Below are 24,238 nucleotides of genomic sequence, written 5' to 3'. Positions count from 1 at the left end.
TTATCCGGTCGGGCTGGCCACCTGGGAGGGGGCGTCCGACGAGTCGGCCGGCGGGCTTGCGGTGTCCGTGGGCGGCGGCGCGGTCTCCGTGTCCCGGAACGTGGGGGTGGCCGTGGCCGTGTTGGTGGGCGTCGGGTCGGAGGCCGGGTCGGAACTGTCCGACGACGCGGGCGGTACGGAGGTCTCCATGGTCCCGCCCGGGTCCGGTGCCTGCGTGGTCGCGGTCGAACTGGGCGGTGGGCTCGGCGAGTCGTCCGGCGAGGGGGACGTGCTCGGGGTGGGCGCCGGGCTGACGGCGGGCCGCGGGTGGGGTGCGCTGGGCCGGTCCGTGGTCGGTGCGTGCGGCCACAGGAACAGGCCGAGGCCGAGCCCGGCGACCGCCAGGACGGACCCGGCGGCCCGGCGGACCGCTCGCACCCGGCGCCGGGTGCGCACGCCCGTGTACAGCCGGTCCTGATGCCTGGCCTCGAAGGGGCTGTGTTCCTGGGTGCTGTGCATCAGCTGCGTCAGCTGCCGTTCGAAGTGATCCATGGCTTCTTTCCTCACCCCACCGGCTCGATGACGTCGGCCAGGAGCCGGCGCAGCCGGGCCACCCCGCGCGCGGCATGGGACCGGGCCGTGCCCACCGGGCAGCCCAGGGCCTCGGCGACCTGCCGGTCGGGCAGGTCCTGGTAGTAGCGCAGTACGACGGCGGCCCGCTGCTGCGGCGTCAGCTGGGCGAGCGCCGCCTCCAGCCGGGAGCGCTCGGCGACGGCCGCGGACATGTCGCCGGCCACCGCCACCTCGGGCAGCTCCTCGACGGGCCGCTCGCCCCACCAGCGCCGGCGGGCCGAGCGGGCCGCGGCCCGGGCCAGCACCTTGCGCACATACGCCTCCGGTGCCTCGTCGGCGACCTTCGGCCAGACGAACCACAGCTTGACCAAGGACTCCTGCAACAGGTCCTCGGCCCGATGCCGATCCCCTCCGGTGAGCAGACGGGCGAGATGGAACAACACCGACCAGCGGGCCGCCACGAACGCGTCGTACTCACCGGCGCGAGCCTGCTCCATTCCCACGGTCCCCGTTCTCGCCGGCTGTCTTCACAGGGGGAAAGGCCCTGGACCCCCTGCCGCGCTGCACTCGGCGAGCGTGATCCGCGTCACGCACAGCTGTCACACAGCGTCAGCCGGCCCAAGGGCCTGTCTGACAATTCCCGCCTGCCCCGCGACGCCTGGCACGCAGCCCTAGTTCACCCGCAGCAGCAGCACGGACCGCGCCGGCACCGTGATCTCCGTACCGGCCGGGTGGACCGTACCCGGCGCCTCGGCCTGCTCCTCGCGGGAGGTGTCGACCACGACCTCGTACCGCTGTGCCCAGGGCGCGCCCGGCAGCACGAAGCCGGTGGGCCGGTCGCCCGCGTGCAGGACCGTGAGGAAGCTGTCGTCCAGGACCGGCGCGCCCCGCTCGTCCCGGCCCGGGATGTCCCGACCGGACAGATACATGCCAAGCGTGGCGGCGGGTGCGTACCAGTCGCCCTCGGTCATCTCCTCGCCCCGGGAGGTGAACCAGGCCAGGTCGCGCAGTCCGTCCGCCGAGTGGGCGCGGCCGGAGAAGAAGGCGCGGCGGCGCAGCACCGGGTGCCGGTGGCGCAGGGCGATCAGCCGGGAGGTCAGGTCGAACAGGGGGCGCCAGGCCGGGTCGTCCAGCAGGGACCAGTCCAGCCAGCTGATCTCGTTGTCCTGGCAGTAGGCGTTGTTGTTGCCGCGCTGGGTGCGGCCGAGTTCGTCGCCGGCGACCAGCATGGGCACGCCGGTGGAGAGCAGCAGGGTCGTCAGGAGGTTCCTGAGCTGCCCGCGCCGCAGGGCCCGTACCCGCTCGTCGTCCGTCTCCCCCTCCGTCCCGCCGTTCCAGGAGCGGTTGTCGTTGGTGCCGTCCCGGTTGTTCTCGCCGTTCGCCTCGTTGTGCTTGGTCTGGTACGACACCAGGTCGCGCAGGGTGAAACCGTCGTGCGCGGTGACGAAGTTGACCGAGGCGTAGGGGCGGCGGCCGCCCCAGGCGTACAGGTCGCTGGAGCCGGACAGGCGGTAGCCCATCTCCCGTACGTCGGGCAGCGCATGGCGCCAGAAGTCCCGTACGGCGTCCCGGTAGCGGTCGTTCCACTCCGTCCACAGCGGCGGGAAGGCGCCCACCTGGTAGCCGCCCGAGCCGATGTCCCAGGGCTCGGCGATGAGCTTCACCCGGCGCAGCACGGGGTCCTGGGCGATGACCGCCAGAAAGGGGGAGAGCATGTCGACGTCGTGCATCGAGCGGGCGAGGGCCGCCGCCAGGTCGAACCGGAAGCCGTCCACGCCCATCTCCGTCACCCAGTAGCGCAGCGAGTCCGTGATCAGGCGCAGCACCTGGGGCTGGACCACGTGCAGCGTGTTGCCGCAGCCGGTGTAGTCGGCGAACCGGCGGGCGTCGTCCTGGAGGCGGTAGTAGCCGCGGTTGTCGATGCCCTTCAGGGAGAGCGTGGGACCCAGCTCGCCCGCCTCGGCGGTGTGGTTGTAGACCACGTCGAGGATGACCTCGATGCCGGCCGCGTGCAGCGCGCGGACCATCCGCTTGAACTCGCCGACCTGCTGGCCCGTCGTACCGGAGGCCGCGTAGGCCGCGTGCGGGGCGAAGTAGCCGATGGAGTTGTAGCCCCAGTAGTTCCTCAGGCCGCGGCGCAGCAGGTGGTCCTCGTGGGCGAACTGGTGCACGGGGAGCAGCTCCACGGCCGTGACGCCCAGCTTCACCAGGTGCTCGATCGCGGCCGGGTGCGCCAGACCGGCGTACGTGCCGCGCAGGTCCTCGGGGATGCCGGGGTGCAGCTTGGTGAAGCCGCGCACGTGCAGCTCGTAGATCACCGAGTCCGCCCACGGCGTCTTGGGGCGGCGGTCGTCCTCCCAGTCGTCGTCATCGTCGACCACGACACCCTTGGGGACGTGCGGCGCCGAGTCCCGGTCGTCGCGCACGGTGTCGGCGACATGCTGCTCCGGCCAGTCCCGGACGTGCCCGTACACCTCGGGCGGCAGCCCGAACTCGCCGTCCACCGCCCGCGCGTACGGGTCCAGCAGCAGCTTGGCCGGGTTCCAGCGGGCGCCGGTCCACGGGTCCCAGCGGCCGTCGACGCGGTAGCCGTAGCGCTGGCCCGGCATCACGCCCGGGACGAAGCCGTGCCAGATCTCGTGCGTCAGTTCGGTCAGCGGGACCTGCGTCTCCCTGCCCCGCTCGTCGAACAGGCACAGCCGGACCGCCTCCGCCCCGCCCGCCCACAGCGCGAAGTTGGTGCCCGCGACCCCGTCCGGACCGACCCGGAACCGGGCCCCCAGCGGGGTCGGCGCACCCGGCCACACGGGTGGGGAGGGCGGCACGGCCCGACGGGCGCCGTCCACCACGGCCGCCGGCTGCCCGCTCTCGGCGGTCCGCCCCGTGGCCCGTGCCCGCTGCTCGGCTGCGCTCGTCACCAGTCGGCCCCTCTTTCAGTGGCTCGCCCCCGGGGCGCAGTCGGCCGCGCCGAAGGGCCGAGCGTGCCCGGACCCTCCCGGATCCGGGCACGCTCGGCCGCCCGGTACGGCTGCGCCCCGGCGGCTCCGACGTGGGCGCGGCGGCTCCCCTTCGCGTCGTCCTCCCCACTGTTCTGCCCAGCCCTGGGGTCGCACTCACGTTTCCCCGGAGCAGGCCCGGTCGTTGAGGCCCACGTGAGGCACGTAAAAGGGCGCGCACGGCGCGCGGGGGCCGCGTTGGCCGCGGCAGTGACATGGGCGGGTCTGCTGGCCGGCTGCTCCTCGGGCAGCCCCGGCGGACTGGATATCGACCGGGTTCTCGGCGGCAAACCCCCGGCACCCGAGGACGTCATCCGGGTCACCCCCGATGACGGCGGCACGGCCGTCAAGCCCGGGGACCGGCTGCGGGTGCGGGTGCCCGACGGGCGCCTGGAGAAGGTGAAGGTCGTCAGATCCCAGGACGCGCAGGACTCCCCGGTCCCCGGGCACATCAGCGCCGACGGGCTCACCTGGGAACCGGACGGCAAACGGCTGGCGCTCGCCGCCAAGTACACCGTGGACGCGGTCGCGCTGGACGCCCACGGCCGCCGCTCGGCCCGGCACACCACCTTCACCACCCTCGTCCCCGGGGAGCGGTTCATCGGCTACGTCACCCCCGAGAACCGCTCCACCGTCGGCACCGGAATGATCGTCTCCCTCGCCTTCAGCCGGGACATCACCAACCGCGCCGCCGTCGAACGCGCCGTACGGGTCACCGCGAAGCCGCCCGTGGAGATCCGCCCGCACTGGTTCGGCGACAACCGCCTGGACTTCCGCCCCGAGCGCTACTGGAAGCCCGGCACCGAGGTCACCGTCGACCTCGGCCTCAGGGACGTCGAAGGGGCGCCCGGCGCCTTCGGCCTGCAGGACAAGACGTTCACCTTCACCGTCGGCCGCAGCCAGGTCTCCCTGGTGGACGCGGCCGAGCACATGATGGAGGTGCGGCGCGACGGGCAGCTGCTGGCCACCGTGCCGATCACCGCGGGCGCCCCCAAGACCACCACCTACAACGGGAAGATGGTGGTGATGGAGATGCTCGAGGTCACCCGCATGAACAGCCGGACGGTCGGCTTCGGCGGCGAGTACGACATCCCCGACGTCCCGCACGCCATGAAACTCACCGACTCCGGCACCTTCCTGCACGGCAACTACTGGTCCCCGGACGCTCCCGGACGGGTCAACGTCAGTCACGGCTGTGTGGGGCTGCGGGACGTCAAGGGCGGTGGTTCGGACACTCCGGCGGGCTGGTTCTTCGACCGCAGCCTGGTCGGAGACGTCATCGAGGTCGTCAACAGCAAGGACAAAACGGTCTCTCCCGACAACGGCCTCGGAGGGTGGAACATGGCCTGGAAGGAGTGGAAAGCGGGCAGCGCGGTCAAGTAACCAGATGAGGGGCGGGGTTTCGGGCGAGGGCGGCCGGTTGAATTTGCGACGGAACGGTGACATTCACCTGACACCTCGCTCAAAACCCTGCGGTTAACATGCGCACACCAAGTGTGGTGGGGAGCGGGCCTGACCTGGCCCGGCGAGGGGAGAACAAGTGAACGTGCGGCCTGTTTCGGGGGCGTCGGTGGGGAGCCGGGGGAGAGGCCGTAAGGGGCTGGCGCTCATAGCCGGCGCCCTGCTCGTGACCCTCACCGCGTGCGGCGGCGGTGACTCGGGGTCCGGGTCCGGTTCCGGTTCCAGCGACGGAAAGGGCAAGGACTCCAGCACGCAGCAGGGCAAGCAGTCGACGGCCGCGGTCAGCATCTCGCCCAAGTCCGGTGCCACGGGCGTCGACACCAGTGGCGCGCTGAAGGTGAACGTCAGCAAGGGCAAGCTGACCGAGGTCACCGTCAAGGACGCCAAGGGCACGAAGGTCGACGGCGCCATCGCCGCCGGCGGCGCCTCGTGGACGCCGTCGACGCATCTGGCCGGCGGCACCAAGTACACGGTGCACGCGGTCGCCAAGGACTCCGAGGGCCGCGAGGCCGCCGAGGACTCCAGCTTCACCACGCTCACCCCGAAGAACACCTTCGTCGGCTACTTCACCCCCGAGGACGGCTCCACCGTCGGCGTGGGCATGCCGTTCTCGGTCCGCTTCACCCGGGGCATCACCAACCCCGACGACGTCAAGAAGGCCATCAGCATCAAGACCGAGCCGGCCGTCGACGTCGAGGGCCACTGGTTCGGCAACGACCGCCTGGACTTCCGCCCCGAGAAGTACTGGAAGGCCGGCACGAAGGTCACCGTCGACCTCAACCTCGACGGCGTCGAGGGCCGCGACGGCGTCTACGGCGAGCAGCACAAGACGGTGAAGTTCACCATCGGCCGCGACCAGGTCTCCATCGTGGACGCCAAGAAGCACACGATGAAGGTCACCCAGGACGGCAAGGTCATCAAGACCATCCCGGTCACCACCGGCAAGCCCGGCTACGACACCTGGAACGGCCAGATGGTCATGAGCGAGAAGCTCACCGTGACCCGGATGAACGGCGAGACCGTCGGCTACGGCGGCGAGTACGACATCAAGGACGTCCCGCACGCCATCCGCCTCACCAACTCCGGCACCTTCATCCACGGCAACTACTGGGGCGGCGGCGCCTTCGGCAACTACAACGCCAGCCACGGCTGCGTGGGCCTGCGGGACGTGCGCGGCGGCTACAGCAAGTCCGTGCCGGCGGCCTGGTTCTTCAACCACTCCATCATCGGCGACGTGGTCGTCGTCAAGAACTCCCACGACCGCACGGTGGACCCGGCCAACGGCCTCAACGGCTGGAACATGAGCTGGGCCGACTGGAAGAAGTGAGCCCCCGCTGACGGACGGGCCCGGTGCTGTGACCTACGGCACCGGGCCTGCTGTCGTTGGTCACCGTGCTGTGCCTGCCCGGGGGCAACCCCCGGACCCCCGGCCGGGTGTGATGGACCGCACCGGACCGGTCGCCGTTAGTCCCCGTTAACCTGCTCCCCATGACCGTCTCTCTCGAAGTCGCCGAAGGCGTCGGAACCCTGCGTCTGGACCGGCCGCCCATGAACGCGCTGGACATCGCCACGCAGGACCGGCTCAAGGAACTCGCCGAGGAGGCCACGCGCCGCGAGGACGTGCGCGCCGTGGTGATCTACGGCGGCGAGCGGGTGTTCGCGGCGGGCGCGGACATCAAGGAGATGCAGGACATGGACCACACCGCGATGGTCCTGCGCGCCCGCGCCCTGCAGGACTCCTTCACCGCCGTGGCCCGTATCCCCAAGCCCGTCGTCGCGGCCGTCACCGGGTACGCGCTCGGCGGCGGCTGTGAGCTGGCCCTGTGCGCGGACTACCGCATCGCCGCCGACAACGCCAAGCTCGGCCAGCCGGAGATCCTGCTCGGTCTCGTCCCGGGCGCGGGCGGCACCCAGCGCCTGCCCCGGCTGGTCGGCCCCTCCAAGGCCAAGGACCTGATCTTCACGGGCCGGATGGTGAAGGCCGACGAGGCCCTCGCGATCGGCCTGGTGGACCGGGTCGTCCCGGCCGCCGAGGTCTACGAGCAGGCGCACGCCTGGGCCGCCAGGCTCGCCCAGGGACCGGCCCTCGCGCTGCGTGCGGCGAAGGAGTCGATCGACACCGGTCTGGAGACCGACATCGACACCGGGCTCGCCGTCGAGCGGAACTGGTTCGCGGGTCTGTTCGCCACCGAGGACCGAGAACGGGGCATGCGCAGCTTCGTCGAGGAGGGGCCGGGCAAGGCGAAGTTCCTGTGACGTTCACCGGGGAACTCCCCCGATGAACTTCCCCGACAGGGCTTGCAGTTGACGCGTTGTCTGATCCGGGTCCCTCGATGGGGCGGTTTATGGGAGCCTTAAGGCACCCTTAAACCTGCCTCGTCGAGGGAGTGCGTCGATTGCCCGGAAGTGAGCCGTCGTCGCAGGTCAGCCGGGCTGTTCCAAGATCGGACATGCCGTCGGCATATGCCGGCAGGCCGGAGCGCGGAGGGGGCGTACGGGGGGCGTATTCCTTCGGAACGGCCACGGAGACGGCTCCGGACGGCCATCATGGGGGCATGGCGGGGCTGGAGGGTATCGAACAGCCGCGGGGACACAGCCGTGCGGCCGCGGCGCGCTGGTCGCCCGCGGTGGAGGACGAACAGGCGCTCAAGGCGCTCGAACTGTACGGCAACCCCACGGAGGCGGAGGTACCGCTGCCGTCCCGCCCGGAGTCCGCCGCCACCGCACGCCGGCTGGCCCAGGTCGTCGTACTGCGGCACTGGGGGCTGACCCCCAAGATGACCGAGGACGCGGTCTTACTCGTCTCCGAACTCGTCGGCAACGCCGTACGGCACACCGGGGCCCGGGTCTTCGGCCTCCGGATGCGCCGCCGCCGCGGCTGGATCCGCGTCGAGGTCCGCGATCCGTCGCGCGGACTGCCCTGTCTGATGCCGGTTCAGGAACTGGACGTCAGCGGCCGCGGCCTGTTCCTGGTGGACAAGCTCTCCGACCGCTGGGGCGTCGACCTCCTGCCGCGCGGCAAGACCACCTGGTTCGAGATGCGGGTGGCCGACCGCTAGGCCCGGTGGCCGGGTCGAGCGGACCTGGCGGCTTGCTCCCTGTGAATGAATCCTCCGCCACGCCCTCCACGCGTGAGCCGTGCCGTGACTGTCAGTCACCACACTGGCCTTGCCGGATGCAGGCGTCCACGCGAGCGGAGACAAGGGCGGATCACATGGCGCGACTCATCACCCCGATGCACCGACGAGGAAGAGGGGAAGGGCAAGGACGAGAACGAGGACGAGGCCTGCTGAGGCCGAGGTCCAAGGCGGCGGCGATGGTGGGTCTCCTGCTGCTCGGGATCGCCGGTCCGTCGCAGGCCGTCGAGTCCACCATCTCGGTGAACAACCTGCGCACCGGGTGGGACTCGCACGAGCCGAAGCTCTCGCCGTCCGTGGTGTCGTCGTCCGCCTTCGGACAGCGCTGGTCGACCCCGGTCAACGGCGTGGTGGCGGCCCAGCCGCTGGTCACGGGCAAGAACGTGGTCGTCGCCACCCAGACCAACTACGTCTACGGCATCGACGCCGTGACCGGGAAGACCAACTGGACCCGCCAGCTCGGTCCGGGCTGGCCCACCTCGACCGTCGACTGCAACTCCGGGACCACCGGGATCACCGCCACCCCGGTGTACGACGCGTCGTCCAACACGGTCTACCTCACCAGCAAGGTCAACGACGGTCCGGACGTGATGCACCCGCACTGGTACATCCACGCGTTGAGCGCCTCCACCGGCGCCGAGCGCGCGGGCTGGCCGGTGACCGTCAAGGGCACGCCGACCAACAGCCCCGGCCACCCGTTCAACCCGCTCACGGCGAATCAGCGCCCCGGCCTGCTGCTGCTGAACGGGTCGGTGTACGCCGGGTTCGCCTCGTACTGCGACCACGGCCCGTACGTCGGCCAGGTGGTCGGCGTGAACGTCAGCAGCCGCAAGCTCACCCTGTGGTCCGCCGAGGCCGGTTCCGACAACAAGGAGGCCGGCATCTGGCAGAGCGGCGGCGGGCTGGTCTCGGACGGCAACGGCCGGATCTTCCTCGCCACCGGCAACGGCGCCGGAACGGGCGCCTCGCCGAGCGCCGGACCCGGCTACCTGCCCCCGGCCGGCCTCGGGGAGTCGGTGGTGCGGCTCGGCGTGAACAGCGACGGCAGCCTCTCGGCCAGGAACTTCTTCAGCCCGACCAACAACAAGACCATGGACGCGCACGACACCGACCTCGGCTCGGGCGGTCCGGTCGCCCTGCCGAACAGCTTCGGCACCACCGCGCATCCGCGCCTGCTGGTCCAGGTCGGAAAGGACGGCCGTATCTTCCTGCTGGACCGGGACCATCTGGGCGGCATGGGCCAGGGGCCGAACGGCACGGACAACCCGGTGAGCGTGGCCGGACCGTTCCAGGGCATCTGGGGCCACCCCGGCGTCTGGGGCGGCGACGGCGGCTACGTGTACACGGTGGCCACCGACACCGGCACCGGCCGCTCGCCGCTTCGGGCGCTGAAGTACTCGGTGAACAGCGCCGGCACCCCGGTCCTGACCTATGTCGGCACCAGCGCCGAGAACTTCGGCTACGGCTCGTCCTCCCCTGTGATCACCTCCAACGGAACGACGCCCGGCTCCGCCCTGGTCTGGACCGTCAACAAATCCGGATCCGCCAGCGCGCTGCGGGTCTACGACCCGGTGCCGGTCCACGGCGTCCTGCAGCTGCGCCGCTCCTTCCCGATCGAGACGGCGTCCAAGTGGTCACCGCCCGCCACCGACGGCGGCCGGGTCTACGTGGCCACCAGGGACGGGCACCTGGTGGCCTTCGGCACCGCGTAGCACCGCTGCACGGGCGTGCCCGACCCTCCTGTGGGCCGGGCCGCCCGTGTGCGCGGGATCCGGTGACGACGGCGACCCGAAATCGCCCCTCGATCGGACCAATCGGTGGTTTTCTTACCCAACGCCCCTTAAATGGTGCGGGTGACCACGACCAACCGACGCGGGGTGCTGCGCGCGGGCGCCGGGCTCGTCGCCGGGGGCGCGCTTGCCGCAGGGTGCGGTACCGGCCAGGACGCGCCGCCCGCCGCCGCGACCACCGGGGCCGCCTCGCCCGCCCGCGCGTCCGGCCATCCTGCGGGGACGTCCCACGCCGCCCCCGCCCCCCGCGCCTACGCCGGCCAACCCGCCCAGATCACCCACGGCCCGCGCACCCGCGCCCAGGTCGCCCTCACCTTCCACGGCCAGGGCGACCCCGACCTCGCCGAGTCCCTGCTCAGCACGGCCGAACAGCGTGGCGCCCGGCTCACCGTGCTCGCCGTCGGCACCTGGCTGGACCAGCACCCGGGCCTGGCCCGCCGGATCCTCGACGGCGGCCACGACCTCGGCAACCACACCCAACGGCACATCTCCGTCAACGCCCTGGCCGAGGCCGAGGCCCGCAAGGAGATCACCGACTGCGCGGACCGGCTGAAGCGGCTCACCGGGTCGATCGGCACCTGGTTCCGGCCCTCCCGCTCCCCGACCGCCTCCCCGCTGGTCACCCGGCTCGCCCGCGCAGCGGGCTACCCGCACGTGCTGTCGTACGACGTCGACTCGCTCGACTACACCCGCCCCGGCGCCGACGCCGTCACCCGCAAGGTTCTCGCCGAAGTGCGCAGTGGATCGGTGGTGAGCCTGCACTTCGGCTACCCGGACACGGTCGCCGCCCTCCCCGCCGTCCTCCACGAACTCGACCGCCGCCACCTGCGCGCGGTCACCACCACGGAGCTGCTGAGCTGATGCGAACCACGAAAGCCGCCCGCCTCCTGGCCGCTGGAGCCGCCCTCACCGCGCTGGCGCTGCTGTCCGCGTGCAGCGGCGGCGCCCAGCACAAAGAGAACGAGGCCCTCGCCAGCAAGGCGCCTGCCCGGCCGCAGGTGAACAAGGAGCAGGTGAACGGGTTGCCCGGGATGCCCCCGGTGCTGGACCCGACCGACGTCTACGCCGCCGACCGGCCGAACCAGCTCTCGCCGGCGGTCCGGGACTTCCCGTCCCGGGTGTACGTCCCCAACACCAACTCCGACACCGTCACGGTCATCGACCCGAAGAACTACCGGATCATCGAGACCATCCCGGTCGGCCGGCAGCCCCAGCACGTGGTGCCGTCCTGGGACCTGAAGACCCTCTGGGTCAACAACGACCTCGGCAACAGCCTCACCCCCATCGACCCGAGGACCGGGAAGGCCGGCAAGCCGGTCGCCGTGCACGACCCGTACAACCTGTACTTCACGCCCGACGGCAAGTACGCGATCGTCATGGCCTCGATGGACCGTCAGCTCGTCTTCCGCGACGCACACACCATGAAGGTCGTGAAGGCCGTCCCGGTCAGCTGCTACGGCGTCAACCACGCCGACTACTCCCTCGACGGCCGCTACTTCATCGTCTCCTGCGAGTTCAGCGGCGAGCTCCTCAAGGTCGACACCGCGCGGATGGAGGTCGTCGCCCAGCAGAAACTGCCGTTGCGCGGGGCGATGCCGCAGGACGTCAAGGTCTCCCCGGACGGCAGGCTGTTCTACATCGCCGACATGGTCGCCAACGGCATGTGGATCGTGAACGGCGACGCCTTCGACAAGCCGGAGTTCCTGCCCACCGGCAAGGGCGCCCACGGGCTGTACATCAGCCGGGACTCCCGGGAGATGTACATCTCCAACCGTGGCGAAGGCACCATCTCCGTCTTCGACTTCACCCGGAACCGGCTCACCAAGAAGTGGCACCTGCCCGGTGGCGGCAGCCCCGACATGGGCGGGGTCTCCGCCGACGGCAAGGTGCTGTGGCTCTCCGGCCGCTACAACTCCGAGGTGTACGCCATCGACACCGGCACCGGCACCGAACTGGCCCGCATCAGGGTCGGCAGCGGGCCGCACGGCCTCGCCGTCTACCCGCAGCCGGGCCGCTACTCACTGGGTCACACCGGTATCTTCCGCTGAAGCAGCACCTCCGAGCCCACCGGACGGTACCCGGCCGCCTGGAACGCCCGCAGACTGCGGGCGTTCCCCGCCGACACCTGGGCCCACACCGGCTCGCCGGCCAGCTGCCGCGCCGCCGTCACCAGGGCCCGGCCCAGCCCGCGGTGCCGTACCGCGTCGTCCACCTCGACCGCCACCTCCAGCCGGCCCGCCACCCCGCGCCCCAGCACCAGCACTCCGCCGTCCGCGGCCCACACCCGGACGTCGTCGCGCCGCAGGCGCGAGCCGACCACCCGCGGATGGGACGGGTCGGCGATCTCTCGCAGCGCGAGCGCCGGACGGCCCGGCAGCGGTGACCCGACGACCATCACGTCGATCGTGTCCGTACGGCGCCCCGTGCGGTCCATCAGCGCGGTCAGGAAGCGCGCGTTCATCGTGGCGGCCAGCGCGTCGCACTCCTCGGTGACCGCGCGCAGCGTCTCGTGCACCCAGTCCGGATCCTCGTCGGTGAACACGACCGAGTGGGCCGTGAAGGCCAGGACACCGGCGTCCCGGGGCGAGGGCTGGGACACGACCGTCGTACCGCCGTCCGCCGGCGGGAAGACGCCCTGCGCCGCCGCGTCGAGAATGTCCCGCAAGCTCTCCAAACCGCGCTCCTTGAGTCTCCACCGACTGGAAGGCCCAGACTCGCAGACGTGATCGATGACGGCACCGGACTTTTCACCATCGGCGAGCTGGCCCGGGCCACCGGCCTGACGGTTCGCACCATCCGCTACTGGTCCGACGAGGGCGTCCTGCCCCCGGTGGGCCGGTCCGCGGGCGGCTACCGGCTCTACGACGCCGCGTCCGTGGCCCGCCTGGAGCTGATCCGCACCTTGCGCGAGCTGGGGCTCGGCCTCGAGGACGTGCGCCGGGTGCTGGTCGGCGAGCGGACCGTGGCCGAGGTCGCGGCCACCCATGTCGCGGCGCTGGACGCGCAGATCCGGTCGTTGAAGGTGACGCGGGCGGTGCTGTCGAGCGTGGCACGACGAGGTTCGAGCGCGGAGGAGATGACCTTGATGAACAAACTGGCCCGACTGTCGGCCGCCGAGCGGCAGCGGATCATGGAGGAGTTCGTGGCCGAGACGCTGCACGGCCTCGACACGGTCGACCCGGAGATCCGGGAGCGGATGCGGCGCACCGCCGTGGACCTGGCGGAGAACCCGACGCCGGAGCAGGTCGACGCCTGGGTGGAGCTGGCCGAGATGCTCCAGGACCCGGAGTTCCGGGCGCAGATGCGCCGGGCGGTCGAGTTCAACGCCGCCGACCGGGGGCCCGACGCGCCGCGCGGGCAGTCCCTGTGGTTCGCCAGGCGGCTGGTGGAGCTGGTGGGCCCGGCGCGGGAGCGCGGCATCGCCCCGGCGGCGCCCGAGGCCGAGGAGGTGCTGCGGGACCTGTTCGGCGACGCGGACCGGACCGCCGTGCTGGACCGCATGACGGCCGGCTTCAACGAGCGGGTCGCCCGCTACCGCGAACTGCTCGCCGTCGTGAACCGGCAGCCCGCACCTCCGCACGCCGAGGACTTCGCGTGGGTGGTCGCCGCACTCCGTGTTCGCGCGGACCGTTAATCTGACCTGCGTCAGTACGCCAGCACGGCATGAGAAACACGAATAAAAGGGGCGGATCGGTGGCGGACATCGAGGAAGCACGCAAGCAGTTCCAGCGGATCGACGCGGACGGTGACGGATTCATCACCGCCGCCGAGTTCAAGCACGCCCTGGCCCAGGAGGGTGACTGGAACGTCACCGAGACGGTCGCCGAGGCCATCATCAAGCAGCGCGACCTCAACGGCGACAAGGTCCTGTCGTTCGACGAGTTCTGGGCCTACCTGAGCAAGTGACCGTGACCGAGGGGGTGCCCGTCCGCGCGGAGGGGCACCCCCTTCGTCATGCGGTGCGCGCGACGACCGTCATCGCGGCGTCGCCCGGTTCACCGCGGACAGCACCGCGCGGACCGAGGCGGACAGGGCGGAGTCGTCCTCGGCCGCGCCCCAGAGCGTGGTCCCGTTCACCCGGCAGCGGGCGTAGGAGAACCGTCCGGTGCGGACCGAGTCCAGGATCCGGACGGTGAACCCGGCGCCGGCCAGTGCGTCGGCGAACGCGGTCAGCGGTCCGGTGCCCGTGCCCTCGTGGTCCCCGGCGCGCCCCCCGTCGAGGCGCAGGGTGCAGACGAAGCGGTGCCGGCCCGGCGCCTCCTCCAGCACCGACCAGGAGTCGAGCCGTACGGCGTCGCCCTCCAGGTAGGCGGTGCGGAAGAGGTCGTACAGTTCCTTCGGGGTGGCCTCCCGGCCGCTGTCGTCGGTCGCCTCCTGGACCAGGCGGGCCACCTCGGGCCGCATCTCCGCCGGCAGGTCCACGCCGTGGTGGGTGTGCAGCAGATACGCCGTACCGCCCTTGCCCGACTGTGAGTTGACGCGGATCACCGCCTCGTAGGACCGGCCCAGGTCGGCCGGGTCGACCGGCAGATACGGCACCGACCAGGGCGCCTGCCGCTCCGGCACCCCCGACTCGGCGGCCCGGCGGGCGTGTTCGGCCAGGCCCTTGCCGATGGCGTCCTGGTGGGTGCCGGAGAACGCGGTGTGCACGAGTTCGCCGGCGTAGGGGTGCCGGGGATGCACCGGGAGGCGGTTGCACTCCTCGACCACCTCCCGGACCGCGTCGATGTCCCCGAAGTCGACCATGGGGTCCACTCCTTGGGCGAACAGGTTCAGCGCGAGGGTCACCAGGTCGACGTTGCCGGTGCGCTCCCCGTTGCCGAACAGACAGCCCTCGACACGCTGGGCGCCCGCCAGCACGGCCAGTTCGGCGCAGGCGACGCCGGTGCCCCGGTCGTTGTGCGGGTGGACGGAGAGGATCACCGAGTCGCGGCGGGACAGGTGGCGGTGGGCGTACTCGATCTGGTCGGCGTAGACGTTCGGGGTGGCGATCTCCACCGTGGCCGGGAGGTTGTGGATGACCGGGCGGTCCGGGCTCGCGTCCCACAACTCCGTCAGCCCGTCGCAGAGTTCGAGGACGAAGTCGGGCTCGGTGAGGTTGAAGGTCTCGGGGGAGAACTGGAAGCGGATCCCGGGCGCGTCCCCGGCCCGGCGGGCCATGTGCTCCGCCGCCGTGCGCAGGGTCCGGCGCACCCCGGCGCGGTCCCGGCGCAGCACCACCTCGCGCCACACCGGGGAGGTCGCGATGTACAGGTGCACGACGGCCCGGGGCAGCCCCTCGATCGCCTCGAAGGTGCGGTCGATCAGCTCCGTTCTGGCCGGGGTGAACACCACCGGGGTCACGTCCTCGGGTACGGCACCGGAGGTCACCAGATGCCGTACGAAGGCGAAGTCCGTGCGGCTGGCGGAGGGGTAGCCGATCTCGATCTCCTTGTAGCCCAGGGAGACCAGCAGGTCGAAGAAGCGGCGCTTGCGCGGGGTGTCCATCGGCTCGGCCAGGGCCTGGTTGCCGTCGCGCAGGTCGACCGGGACCCACAGCGGGGCCCGCTCGATGCGGGCGGCGGGCCAGTGCCGTTCGGTGACGGGCACGTGCACGCGCCGGTCGTGGGGTTGATAGCGGTGGTACGGCATGGGGCCGGGACGCTGGGGGTTCCACAGCGGCTGTGCGGAGGTGAGGGTCATCGTCGTCTGCTGCCTTCGGCTCGGTCGGTCGATGACCGGCAGCACGGCGTCCCGCGGCGGGGCGCCGGTCGCGTCAAACCCCGCCGCGGCAGCCGAGGAGAAGGAGACCGCAGAGCGTCATGCCCGGTACGCTAACCACTCATCAGGTCCTCAGACAAGTCAGAACCGCCCTACTCCTCAGACAAGTTGGTGACGCTCATGCCGCTCGGCGCCCTCCGCCCCAGCCCCCTGGTCGAACAGGCCGCGGAACGGCTGCGCGCGCACATCGCCGCGGGGCACTGGCCCGTGGGCGCGAAACTCCCCGGCGAGACGACCCTCGCGAAGGAGCTGGGCGTGGGCCGCTCCACGGTCCGCGAGGCCCTGCGCGCGCTGGCCGGCGCCGGGCTCGTCCAGCCGCGCCACGGCTCCGGCGTCTTCGTCCTCGCGACCGAACCCGTCGAGGACTGGCCCACGCGGCTGCGCCGGGCCGCCGTGACGGACGTCTACGAGGTCCGCATGGGCGTCGAGGTGCAGGCCGCCGCACTCGCGGCCGGGCGCCGCACCGCGGAGGACGTCACGGCACTGACCGCCGCGCTCGAAGGCCGCCGCACGGCCTCGACGGCCGGCGACGAGGCCTTCGTCGACGCGGACATCGCCCTGCACGCGGCGGTGGTCACGGCCGCGCACAACCCACTCCTGACCGCCCTGTTCGAGGAGTTCATCCCCTCCCTGCGATCCGGCCTCATCGACCTCCTCACCCTGACCGACCTGCGCGCACACGACCCGAACACCGGCGACGACACCCACGAGGCCCTCGTCCGAGCGGTCGTGGCGGGCGACGCGCGGGCTGCCGCCGAGGCACTGCGCGAGGAACTGGGGCGCACGCTGGATCTGCTGCTGACGGGGCAGTCACGTCTGGCGCAGTGTCCGGAATAGTCCCGGGACCCCTGAGGTTGTCGCGGACGAATCATGCACATGCATCGATCATCGGAAGGTCTGTCATGAAGATCGGCATCATCGGCGCGGGCAACATCGGCGGCAACCTCACCCGGCGGCTCACCGCCCTCGGCCACGACGTGTCCGTGGCCAACTCCCGAGGCCCCGAGACCCTGAAGGAGCTGGCCGCCGAGACCGGCGCGACCCCGGTCCCGGCGACGGAGGCCGCGAAGGGCGCCCAGGTCGTCGTGGTCACCGTCCCCCTGAACAGGGTCCCCGACCTCCCCGCCGGCCTGCTGGACGGCGCGGCCGAGGGCGTCGCCGTGATCGATACCAACAACTACTACCCGCAGCAGCGCGACGGCCGGATCGCCGGCATCGAGGACGAGGGCCTGACCGAGAGCCGCTGGACCGAACGGCACCTCGGGCACCCCGTGATCAAGGCCTTCAACGGCACCTACGCCCAGGACATCCTGGACCGCCCCCGCCCGGCCGGCGACCCCGAGCGCCTGGCCCTGCCGGTGGCCGGCGACGACCAGGCCGCCAAGCGGGTCGTCCGCGACCTCATCGACGAACTGGGCTTCGACACGGTCGACGCGGGCGGCCTCGACGACTCCTGGCGCCAGCAGCCGGGCACCCCGGTGTACGGCCTGCAGGCGGGCCTGGAGGCCGTACAGAAGGCCCTGGCGGAGGCGTCCCCGGAGCGGTCGGCGGACTTCCGCGGCTGACTCCGGCCTCAGTCCCCGGCGGCCCACTCCCGCAGCGCGTCCCGGTCCGCGAACGCGGCCACGTCCTTGTCGTGCGGCTCACTGCTGTACTGGTGGATGCGCCACTTGGCCTTGATGCGGGGGTGGCCCGCACTCACGTAGTCGGCGATCCACAGGCCGTCGCCGGCGTATGAGGTGACGTCCACGTTCAGCCAGTACTCCCGGTTGGCGTAGAGCAACACCTTGTTGTGGGGGCGGAGTTCCTTCACCGTCCGGATGAACAGGTCCTTCTCCGCGTTGCTGGCGTGCGTGCCGTCGCTGGTCGTCTCCCAGTCGACGGCGAGCAGGTCGCCCGCCTTCTCCGGGGCGTGCCGGACGAAGTACTCGGCCTGGGCGGTGACGTGGCCCGGCCACAGGAAGTGGTAGAAGCCGACGACGAGTCCCGCGTCACGGCCGTGTTTGGTCTGGGCCGCGAGTCTCGGGTTGACGTACGAACGCCCCTCCGTCGCCTTGATGAAGACGAAGGAGAGGCCGTCCGTGTCGTACGACGACGACTGGAACGCGCTGACGTCGATGCCATGCAGCATGAGGGGGACTCCCTTGAGTGTCAGTGGGGTGACAGGAGTTGACGCTTGTACACCCCACCTTGGCACGGGAGATCCGCCGGTGCACCCGAAATGTCGGGCGCGATGTCAGCCGCGATGTCAGCCGCGCGTCGCCACCGACCCCAGCACCGACGCCGACTTGGCCGACCAGTCCGAGGTGATGATGCTCGCGTGGTCCTTGGCCAGCAGGGCGAGCCGGGCGGCGACCTCGGCGTCCGTCGGGTTGGTGGAGGAGACCGCCGGGGACACGCCGTACGCGTCCGTCATGATCAGGATGTAGTGGTTCGTCGAGTAGAAGGACGTGTCGTAGCCGCTGTTCACGTATGTCGCCGCGTCACCGTCGAAGAACACGAACCAGGGGCGGATCGAGGCGTCGTAACGGCTGGTGCGCGGGTCGCCGTTCGCGGCGCCGAGCACGGCCGGGAAGGCCTGCGCCTCGCCGATCCTCCCCGCCGCGTACAGGTCGCGCAGGTGGTCGCCGTACTCCTCGTCCGTCCAGTACGAGTCGAGGGGGTTGCTCTCCTCGACCGTGCCGGGGATCAGCTCGAAGACGAACTTGCCCTTGAGCGCGTCACGGGTGGGCCAGGCGTTCGCCTTCGCCGCGGCGTCCAGCGTGGAGTACGTCCCGCCCAGCAGGTCGGACGGCTTGTAGACGCTGCTGCCCAGCTTCTTCGACACCAGGGTGTCGAACTCGTCGGGGCCCAGCCCGGCGTCGTTGTTGAAGCCGACCTTCATCTCGACCTTGACGACGATCGGGGCGTGGTCCGGGTGGAGCTGGTTCCAGGCCGCCATGTTGTCCAGGCAGCTGCCGAGGTCCTGGTTGCGGTCCTTGCTGTACAGCTCGCTCGGCTCGTCCGCGTACTCGCAGTTGTTGTCGTTGGCCAGCGGCTTGTCGTGGCTCACCCGCCACCGCCTGCTCACACTGTCCGCGTACACGTCCAGCTCCAGCAGCGAGGCCCCCGAGTCCAACGCCTGCGCCCAGTACGTGTACTTGCCCTTCTCGTACGCGTTGTGCGTGCCGATCGTCGTCGTCTCGGAGAACTTCGGCGACGCCGCCCGGGCGTTGCCCGGTATCGCCACCAACATCGCCGCCGCGCCCACGAGCGCCGCCGTCCGCCCCAGAACCCGCATGGGTCAATTCCCCTTCGCTGTCGCCGAGTTGGCGGCAGCGTAGGAGAAAGCGGTTACTGTGCGGTAGACCCGGAGGGAACATCATGACGGGGTCCGGCCGATCTTTCGGCCGGACCCCGTACTTGTGCCGGTTGTCGAGGCGGACCGAACCCGTGGGAGGCCATGGGGCCCGCGCGACCTCCAGCCGTGTGCCCGCCCCCGGCCCTACCAGCGGAAGGGCGACGGCTCGGCATCGGATATCAGGGCGCCTCGGGCAGCGGGCGGTACACGGTCAGCGCGCTCGGCGCCTTGTCCAGCAGCAGTGCGGGCGGCGCCGGGGCGGTCTCACCGTCGTAGGCCACGTGGGTGGCGCCGTCCAGGCCGGTGAGGCGCAGACGCTCGACGCGCCGAGCGGACAGCACAGGGGTACGGCGCAGGGTGCCGGACAGGGCAGCGGCGACCAGGCGCAGCCAGGCCAGGCGCCCGGACTGTACGACGCGGACGTCGAGCAGTCCGTCGGCCAGGTCGTGGCGGCGTACCGGTGCCAGACCAAGCCCACGGTAGGTGCAGTTGCCGGCGAACAACAGCCACATGCGACGCCGCCGCCCGTCGAACTCGGCCTCCACAGGACGCGCCGTGCGCAGCACGTGCAGCACCGCCAGCGCCCCTGCGGCCACGCTGCCCAGACGCGGCGACCACCTCTCCCGCACTCTGACCAGGTCGGTGTAGGCGCCGATGCTGAAGGTGTTGACGAAGTAGGCCTCGCGTCCGTGCGGCCCGGGCCGGAACCGTGCCACGTCCACGCTCACCGCGTGACCGCCGGTGATGGCCTCGGCCGCGTCCTCGACCGAGTGCAGGTCCAGGTCGTAGGCGAAGTGGTTGAGCGTCCCGCCGGGCAGGACCGCCAGCGGCAGCCCGTGCCGTACGGCCGCGGTGACGGCAGCGTTCACCGTGCCGTCGCCGCCGAGCACCCCCAGCGCGGTGGCGCGTCCGGCGGCCTGCTCGAACAGCTCCTCCAGCGAGGTGTCGGGCTCCGCGGTGACGAACTCCGCCTCCGGCAGTGCGGCGCGCGCCTGCCGCAACGCCTCGACTCCTGTGCCTGCCGCGGCGTTGGCCACGACCACCAGGCCGCGCCCGGCGGCCAGAGCCGGAGCCTCGGTGCGCGGACGGGCCTGCGGGCCCAGTTGCTCCCGGGTGGGAGCAATGCCGCGCACCGCGTACGCCGCGCCCACCCCGAGGGCCATGCCGGCGAGCACGTCGCCGGGGTAGTGCACCCCGGTGAAGACGCGGGAAAAGGCCACTGAGCAGGCCAGGGGAGCCAGGGCAAGGCCCCAGCGGCGGGACTCCAGGCCGGCGCCGAAGGCGAACGCGGCGGCCGAGGCGGCATGGCCGGAGGGAAACGAGGCGGTGAAGGGCAGGCGGGTGAGGTGCCGCACCGCCGGTACGCCATCCAGCGGCGGACGGGCGCGCCGCGCGGACCGTTTGGCCAAGGTGTTGACGGTGGCCGAGGCCACGGCCAGCGACGCGACGGCGCGGACGGCGACCCGCCGCCTGGTCCGCCCGCCGAGCGCGGCCATGCCGGTCGCGACCCCGAACCACAGCAGGCCGTGGTCGGCGCTGCGGCTCAGCCGGGGCAGCACTTGCTCGGCGAGCGGCCAGTGGCGGGCGGCGACCTCCTCGAAGAGGCGCCGGTCGGCACGGGACAGCAGTGTCCGGACCGGGCCGTGGGAGGAGCTGGCCCCGCCCCGGGCGGCGGGCGGCGGTGTGAGCAGGGTGCGCAGCGCGCGTGCGGTGTACTGAGGTCGGGACGCCATGCGATCAGCGTGCCCGCTGGGTGCGGCGTGATGCCATGGGCTGCTCCGGTCGCGCCGGGCGGTCCGCCCGCCCGGTGGCGCCGGACGCCACCCGATCACCGCGCGCACAAGGCGCAACCGGCCGGGCGCCTGCACTGTGGAAGTCCGGGAGAGCGCGATGCGGCGCACCGGCGCACGAGCGAGGACGGGACGGTACCCGTGGCGGACGAGAAGGCCGGGACGACGACCGGGGACGGGGCGACGGCTCACGGGGCGTCGACCTGTCTGGTCACCGGCGCGAGCGGCTATATCGGCGGTCGGCTCGTGCCCGAGCTGCTAGACGCCGGGTACCGGGTGCGCTGCCTGGCCCGCACACCGCGCAAGCTGCGCGACCATCCGTGGGCCGGCCGGGTGGAGGTCGTCCAGGGCGACGTCCTCGACGCCGCGTCGGTGGCACGGGCGATGGAGGGCGTGGACGTGGCCTACTACCTGGTGCACGCACTCGGCACCGGCCGTGGCTTCGAACGGACCGACCGTGACGCGGCCCGCGTCTTCGGCGAGCAGGCCCGCCGGGCCGACGTCCGCCGCCTCGTCTACCTCGGCGGACTGACCCCGGAAGGGATTCCCGAGTCGCAGCTCTCCCCCCACCTGCGTTCCCGCGCCGAGGTGGGCCGCATCCTGCTCGACTCGAGTGTGCCGACCGCCGTCCTGCGCGCAGCCGTCGTCATCGGATCCGGTTCGGCCAGTTTCGAGATGCTGCGCTACCTCACCGAGCGGCTGCCGGTGATGGTCACCCCGCGCTGGGTGCACACCCGCATCCAGCCCATCGCCGTGCGGGACGTCCTGCGCGTCCTGGTGGGCTGCTCAACTCTGCCCCCCGATGTCAGCCGTGCCTTCGACATCGGCGGCCCGGAGGTGCTCACCTACCGGGAGATGATGCAGCGGTACGCAGCCGTCGCCGGGCTGCCCCGGCGACTCATCGTGCCCGTGCCCGTGCTCACACCCGGTCTGTCAAGCCAGTGGGTCGGCCTGGTGACCCCGGTGCCGGCCTCGATCGCCCGCCCGCTCACGGAGTCCCTGCGCCACGAAGTGGTCTGCCGGGAGCGGGACATCGAGCGGTACCTGCCCAGTCCGCCCGGCCATCCGCTCGGCTTCGACCGAGCCGTCACCCTTGCGTTGCAGCGCGTCCGGGAAGCCCAGGTCGCCACACGCTGGTCCTCGGCTTCCGTGCCGGGCGTCCCCAGCGATCCGCTGCCGACCGATCCGGACTGGGCAGGCGGCAGCCTGTACGCCGATGTCCGCGAACGCGAGGCGGACGTGGCGCCGGAGGCGCTGTGGCAGGTCATCGAGGGCATCGGCGGCGAGAACGGCTGGTACTCCTTTCCACTGGCCTGGGCCGTGCGCGGCTGGCTCGACCGCCTCGTCGGCGGCGTCGGCCTGCGCCGGGGCCGGCGGGATGCCCGGCGGCTGCGGATCGGTGACTCGCTCGACTTCTGGCGGGTGGAGGAGATCGAACGCGGCCGGCTGCTGCGGCTGCGCGCCGAGATGCGGCTGCCCGGCCTGGCCTGGCTGGAGATGCGAGTGGACGGTAACGATGACGGAACTGTCCGATACCGGCAGCGGGCGCTGTTCCACCCGCGCGGACTGCTGGGCCACCTGTACTGGTGGAGCGTCTCTCCCTTCCACGCGATCGTCTTCGGCGGCATGGCCCGCAACATCGTCCGCGCCGCCGCCCGTGCCCAGCACGACCGTCCCCCGCACAGCTGAGCCCCTCACGACCGGCCGTACCGTGCCCGGAAGCGCTGAGCCGCCGGGGGACAGTGGAGAGAAGGTGAAGCCCATGCGTGTCTCGGTCGTCCTGTCCACCTCCGACCTGCGTCTGCACGACCACCCGCCGCTGCACGCGGCGCTGGAGTCCGCCGACGCGGCGGTCCCGCTCTTCGTGCGCGACCCGGCCGTCGAAGCCGCCGGGTCCGCCACGCCCAACCGCAGCGCCTTCCTCGCCGACTGCGTGGCCGACCTGGACGCCTCCCTGCGCGAGCGCGGCGGACGGCTCGTGGTCCGCTCCGGCGACCTGGTGGAGGAGGTGTGCCGCGCGGTGCGGGAGGCGGACGCCGGCGAGGTGTGCATGGCGGCGGCACACAGCGCCTTCGCCACCCGCCGGGAGGGCTGGCTCCGGCGGGCCCTGGAGTCCGAGGCCGCCGCAGCTCGCCCGCACATATGAGGAACTGCGCTCCCGACTGGGGCGGACACCGACGACCAAAGAGCTGTCCGAGCTGATGAGCCTGCCGGAGGACGAGGTCGTCGAGGCTCAACTGGCCTCCAACGGCTACAAGTCGGCTTCCTTGGACGCAGCGATCAACGCCAGCGAGGACGGCGAGGCTGCGCCGGCGGACTTCATCGGCGACAAGGACGAGGCTCTGGAACTGGTAGAGGACTTCCACGCCCTCGCACCGATGATCGCCGAACTCACCGAACGCGACCGCAAGATCATCCACTGGCGCTTCGTCGAGGAACTCACCCAGGCCCAGATCGGCGAACGCCTGGGCGTCTCCCGGATGCACGTCTCCCGGCTGATCCCCAGATCCTTGCCGACGCCCTCGAACGTGTTCTTCGGGTCCGACAGGTACAGCGCGACAGCGTCCGCCTTGAACTCCGCCGAATACACCTTCATCCCCATGCGTGACATCTCTTCCTCTGGACCCTCAAGGTCCGGTCTCCGAGGTTTCCACGCTCAGGGGGAAAGGCCCATCCGCTGCCGGCCGGCACACGTGCGGGGGGCAGGGCCCGCGTGAGCCAAGCACGCGAAGGCGGGCTGCAGCCCGATGCCGCGGCTCGCCTTCGCGGAAGCCGGTCAGGGGTTGCCAAGGATGTCCCTGCCGGCGTCCTTGACCTTCTCGCCGGCCTGCTTGACGTTGTCGGCGGCGGCTGAATCGTGACCCACTATCGCATGCGGTTATGAGTCGCCTTTCCGGCTGCGGCGAGGAGCTTGCCGGCCACGTGCATCGACGAGGGTGACGGAGCTGGTGACGACACGGACGTCCTCCGCCTCGGCTGCGGCCGGCCACTCGGTGAGCTCGGGTGCGCGTCGTACGAGTTTGGACAGGCCCTCGCAGTCCAGGCCGAGAGTGCCGCTCACGCGGCGTCCGCCGAGCCTGCACTGTCACCGCGCAAGACGGCTCGCTTCGCCTCGACCGCAGTCTGGCTTACGGGGCCGTGTTCGGCTTCCGCGTCTTCGATGAGCTCGCGCAGCCGGTCGCGCTCCGGCTGGCGCTGGATGAGGGCTTCGACGTAGGCGGACATGCCTCGCTCGCCGGTACGTGCTCTGAGGGCTGCGATGGTGCCTTCGTGAAGCGGTACAGAGACCGGGCGGACGGGGCCTTCGCCGGGAGCCGGGTAGGCGAACCCCAGGTCAGCGGCCGTTTCTAGCGTTTCCCGGGGACTTTTGAGCCTGTCCCAGGGACATTCCGGGGACTTTCCTCCGTATGAG

Annotated in this window: 21 protein-coding genes and 3 pseudogenes; 14 read left to right on the top strand and 10 right to left on the bottom strand. The window is 71.6% G+C overall.

The annotated features are described in order from the left end of the window. From CRP49_RS04990 to glgX, 3 genes are all read right to left on the bottom strand, one after another. Complete coding sequence (locus CRP49_RS04990; RefSeq protein ID WP_097252318.1) at nucleotides 1-531, bottom strand: hypothetical protein; 531 nt, start codon at nucleotides 529-531, stop codon at nucleotides 1-3. A gap of 11 nt (nucleotides 532-542) precedes the next feature. Further along, nucleotides 543-1,049, bottom strand: a complete 507-nt coding sequence (locus tag CRP49_RS04985; protein WP_094220645.1) for a SigE family RNA polymerase sigma factor — start codon at nucleotides 1,047-1,049, stop codon at nucleotides 543-545. Nucleotides 1,050-1,223: 174 nt separating this feature from the next. Further along, entirely contained in the window at nucleotides 1,224-3,470 is a 2,247-nt protein-coding gene (glgX, locus tag CRP49_RS04980) for a glycogen debranching protein GlgX (protein WP_179851503.1), read from the bottom strand. Between the two features lie 234 nt (nucleotides 3,471-3,704). On the opposite strand from glgX, the gene CRP49_RS04975 reads away from it, so the two are divergent. From CRP49_RS04975 to CRP49_RS04945, 7 genes are all read left to right on the top strand, one after another. Then, a complete protein-coding gene (locus CRP49_RS04975; RefSeq protein ID WP_097252317.1) occupies nucleotides 3,705-4,931 on the top strand; it encodes an Ig-like domain-containing protein in 1,227 nt (408 codons plus the stop codon). 157 nt (nucleotides 4,932-5,088) lie between these two features. After that, entirely contained in the window at nucleotides 5,089-6,336 is a 1,248-nt protein-coding gene (locus CRP49_RS04970; RefSeq protein ID WP_179851502.1) for an Ig-like domain-containing protein, read from the top strand. 161 nt (nucleotides 6,337-6,497) lie between these two features. After that, entirely contained in the window at nucleotides 6,498-7,265 is a 768-nt protein-coding gene (locus CRP49_RS04965) for an enoyl-CoA hydratase/isomerase family protein (protein ID WP_094220684.1), read from the top strand. 194 nt (nucleotides 7,266-7,459) lie between these two features. Continuing rightward, the gene (locus CRP49_RS04960; protein ID WP_179851501.1) at nucleotides 7,460-8,068 is read left to right on the top strand and encodes an ATP-binding protein; all 609 of its coding nucleotides are present in this window, start codon (nucleotides 7,460-7,462) and stop codon (nucleotides 8,066-8,068) included. Between the two features lie 257 nt (nucleotides 8,069-8,325). Beyond that, a complete protein-coding gene (locus CRP49_RS04955) occupies nucleotides 8,326-9,858 on the top strand; it encodes a PQQ-binding-like beta-propeller repeat protein (protein ID WP_179851500.1) in 1,533 nt (510 codons plus the stop codon). Nucleotides 9,859-9,990: 132 nt separating this feature from the next. Next, entirely contained in the window at nucleotides 9,991-10,797 is an 807-nt protein-coding gene (locus CRP49_RS04950) for a polysaccharide deacetylase family protein (RefSeq protein WP_097252315.1), read from the top strand. Next, a complete protein-coding gene (locus tag CRP49_RS04945; RefSeq protein ID WP_097252314.1) occupies nucleotides 10,797-11,984 on the top strand; it encodes a hypothetical protein in 1,188 nt (395 codons plus the stop codon). Before CRP49_RS04950 ends, CRP49_RS04945 begins: the two co-directional genes overlap by 1 nt. On the opposite strand, the gene CRP49_RS04940 is transcribed toward CRP49_RS04945, so the two are convergent. Beyond that, nucleotides 11,963-12,610, bottom strand: a complete 648-nt coding sequence (locus CRP49_RS04940; protein ID WP_097252313.1) for a GNAT family N-acetyltransferase — start codon at nucleotides 12,608-12,610, stop codon at nucleotides 11,963-11,965. The genes CRP49_RS04945 and CRP49_RS04940 overlap by 22 nt on opposite strands. A 48-nt stretch (nucleotides 12,611-12,658) precedes the next feature. Between CRP49_RS04940 and CRP49_RS04935 the strand changes: the two genes are divergently transcribed. Both CRP49_RS04935 and CRP49_RS04930 read left to right on the top strand, forming a co-directional pair. Next, nucleotides 12,659-13,570, top strand: coding sequence for a MerR family transcriptional regulator (locus tag CRP49_RS04935; RefSeq protein ID WP_097252312.1), 912 nt, complete (start codon nucleotides 12,659-12,661; stop codon nucleotides 13,568-13,570). Nucleotides 13,571-13,629: 59 nt separating this feature from the next. Then, the gene (locus CRP49_RS04930) at nucleotides 13,630-13,842 is read left to right on the top strand and encodes an EF-hand domain-containing protein (RefSeq protein ID WP_097252311.1); all 213 of its coding nucleotides are present in this window, start codon (nucleotides 13,630-13,632) and stop codon (nucleotides 13,840-13,842) included. A gap of 69 nt (nucleotides 13,843-13,911) precedes the next feature. On the opposite strand, the gene CRP49_RS04925 is transcribed toward CRP49_RS04930, so the two are convergent. Continuing rightward, complete coding sequence (locus CRP49_RS04925; RefSeq protein ID WP_097257192.1) at nucleotides 13,912-15,618, bottom strand: 2-isopropylmalate synthase; 1,707 nt, start codon at nucleotides 15,616-15,618, stop codon at nucleotides 13,912-13,914. A gap of 198 nt (nucleotides 15,619-15,816) precedes the next feature. On the opposite strand from CRP49_RS04925, the gene CRP49_RS04920 reads away from it, so the two are divergent. Beyond that, the gene (locus CRP49_RS04920; protein WP_097252310.1) at nucleotides 15,817-16,533 is read left to right on the top strand and encodes a FadR/GntR family transcriptional regulator; all 717 of its coding nucleotides are present in this window, start codon (nucleotides 15,817-15,819) and stop codon (nucleotides 16,531-16,533) included. 65 nt (nucleotides 16,534-16,598) lie between these two features. Continuing rightward, on the top strand, nucleotides 16,599-17,261 hold the full coding sequence (locus CRP49_RS04915) for an NADPH-dependent F420 reductase (protein ID WP_097252309.1): 663 nt from the start codon (nucleotides 16,599-16,601) through the stop codon (nucleotides 17,259-17,261). Nucleotides 17,262-17,269: 8 nt separating this feature from the next. On the opposite strand, the gene CRP49_RS04910 is transcribed toward CRP49_RS04915, so the two are convergent. From CRP49_RS04910 to CRP49_RS04900, 3 genes are all read right to left on the bottom strand, one after another. After that, a complete protein-coding gene (locus CRP49_RS04910) occupies nucleotides 17,270-17,827 on the bottom strand; it encodes a GH25 family lysozyme (RefSeq protein ID WP_097252308.1) in 558 nt (185 codons plus the stop codon). A gap of 117 nt (nucleotides 17,828-17,944) precedes the next feature. Continuing rightward, nucleotides 17,945-18,976, bottom strand: coding sequence for a phosphatidylinositol-specific phospholipase C domain-containing protein (locus CRP49_RS04905; protein ID WP_179851499.1), 1,032 nt, complete (start codon nucleotides 18,974-18,976; stop codon nucleotides 17,945-17,947). Between the two features lie 239 nt (nucleotides 18,977-19,215). Continuing rightward, on the bottom strand, nucleotides 19,216-20,769 hold the full coding sequence (locus CRP49_RS04900; RefSeq protein WP_097252307.1) for a bifunctional phosphatase PAP2/diacylglycerol kinase family protein: 1,554 nt from the start codon (nucleotides 20,767-20,769) through the stop codon (nucleotides 19,216-19,218). Nucleotides 20,770-21,033: 264 nt separating this feature from the next. On the opposite strand from CRP49_RS04900, the gene CRP49_RS04895 reads away from it, so the two are divergent. From CRP49_RS04895 to CRP49_RS04885, 3 genes and pseudogenes are all read left to right on the top strand, one after another. Next, entirely contained in the window at nucleotides 21,034-22,515 is a 1,482-nt protein-coding gene (locus tag CRP49_RS04895; protein WP_257033647.1) for an SDR family oxidoreductase, read from the top strand. 73 nt (nucleotides 22,516-22,588) lie between these two features. After that, nucleotides 22,589-22,945, top strand: a pseudogene (locus CRP49_RS04890) (deoxyribodipyrimidine photo-lyase); the annotation flags it as partial. Between the two features lie 7 nt (nucleotides 22,946-22,952). After that, nucleotides 22,953-23,339 (top strand): annotated as a pseudogene (locus CRP49_RS04885) (sigma-70 family RNA polymerase sigma factor); the annotation flags it as partial. Between the two features lie 407 nt (nucleotides 23,340-23,746). Here CRP49_RS04885 and CRP49_RS47705 read toward each other — a convergent pair. Continuing rightward, a pseudogene (locus tag CRP49_RS47705) lies at nucleotides 23,747-23,887 on the bottom strand (DNA-binding protein); the annotation flags it as partial. Next, nucleotides 23,884-24,051 carry a hypothetical protein gene (locus CRP49_RS49060; RefSeq protein WP_180360519.1) on the bottom strand — a complete coding sequence of 56 codons (168 nt, stop codon included), beginning with the start codon at nucleotides 24,049-24,051 and terminating at the stop codon, nucleotides 23,884-23,886. The pseudogene CRP49_RS47705 and the gene CRP49_RS49060, both read right to left, overlap by 4 nt. Between the last annotated feature and the right edge of the window lie 187 nt (nucleotides 24,052-24,238).

This window comes from Streptomyces sp. Ag109_G2-15 (assembly GCF_900215565.1).
GTDB classification, from domain to species: Bacteria; Actinomycetota; Actinomycetes; order Streptomycetales; family Streptomycetaceae; genus Streptomyces; species Streptomyces diastatochromogenes.
Note: the sequence above shows the minus strand (reverse complement) of the source record. Positions and strands in the feature narration are given on the sequence as shown.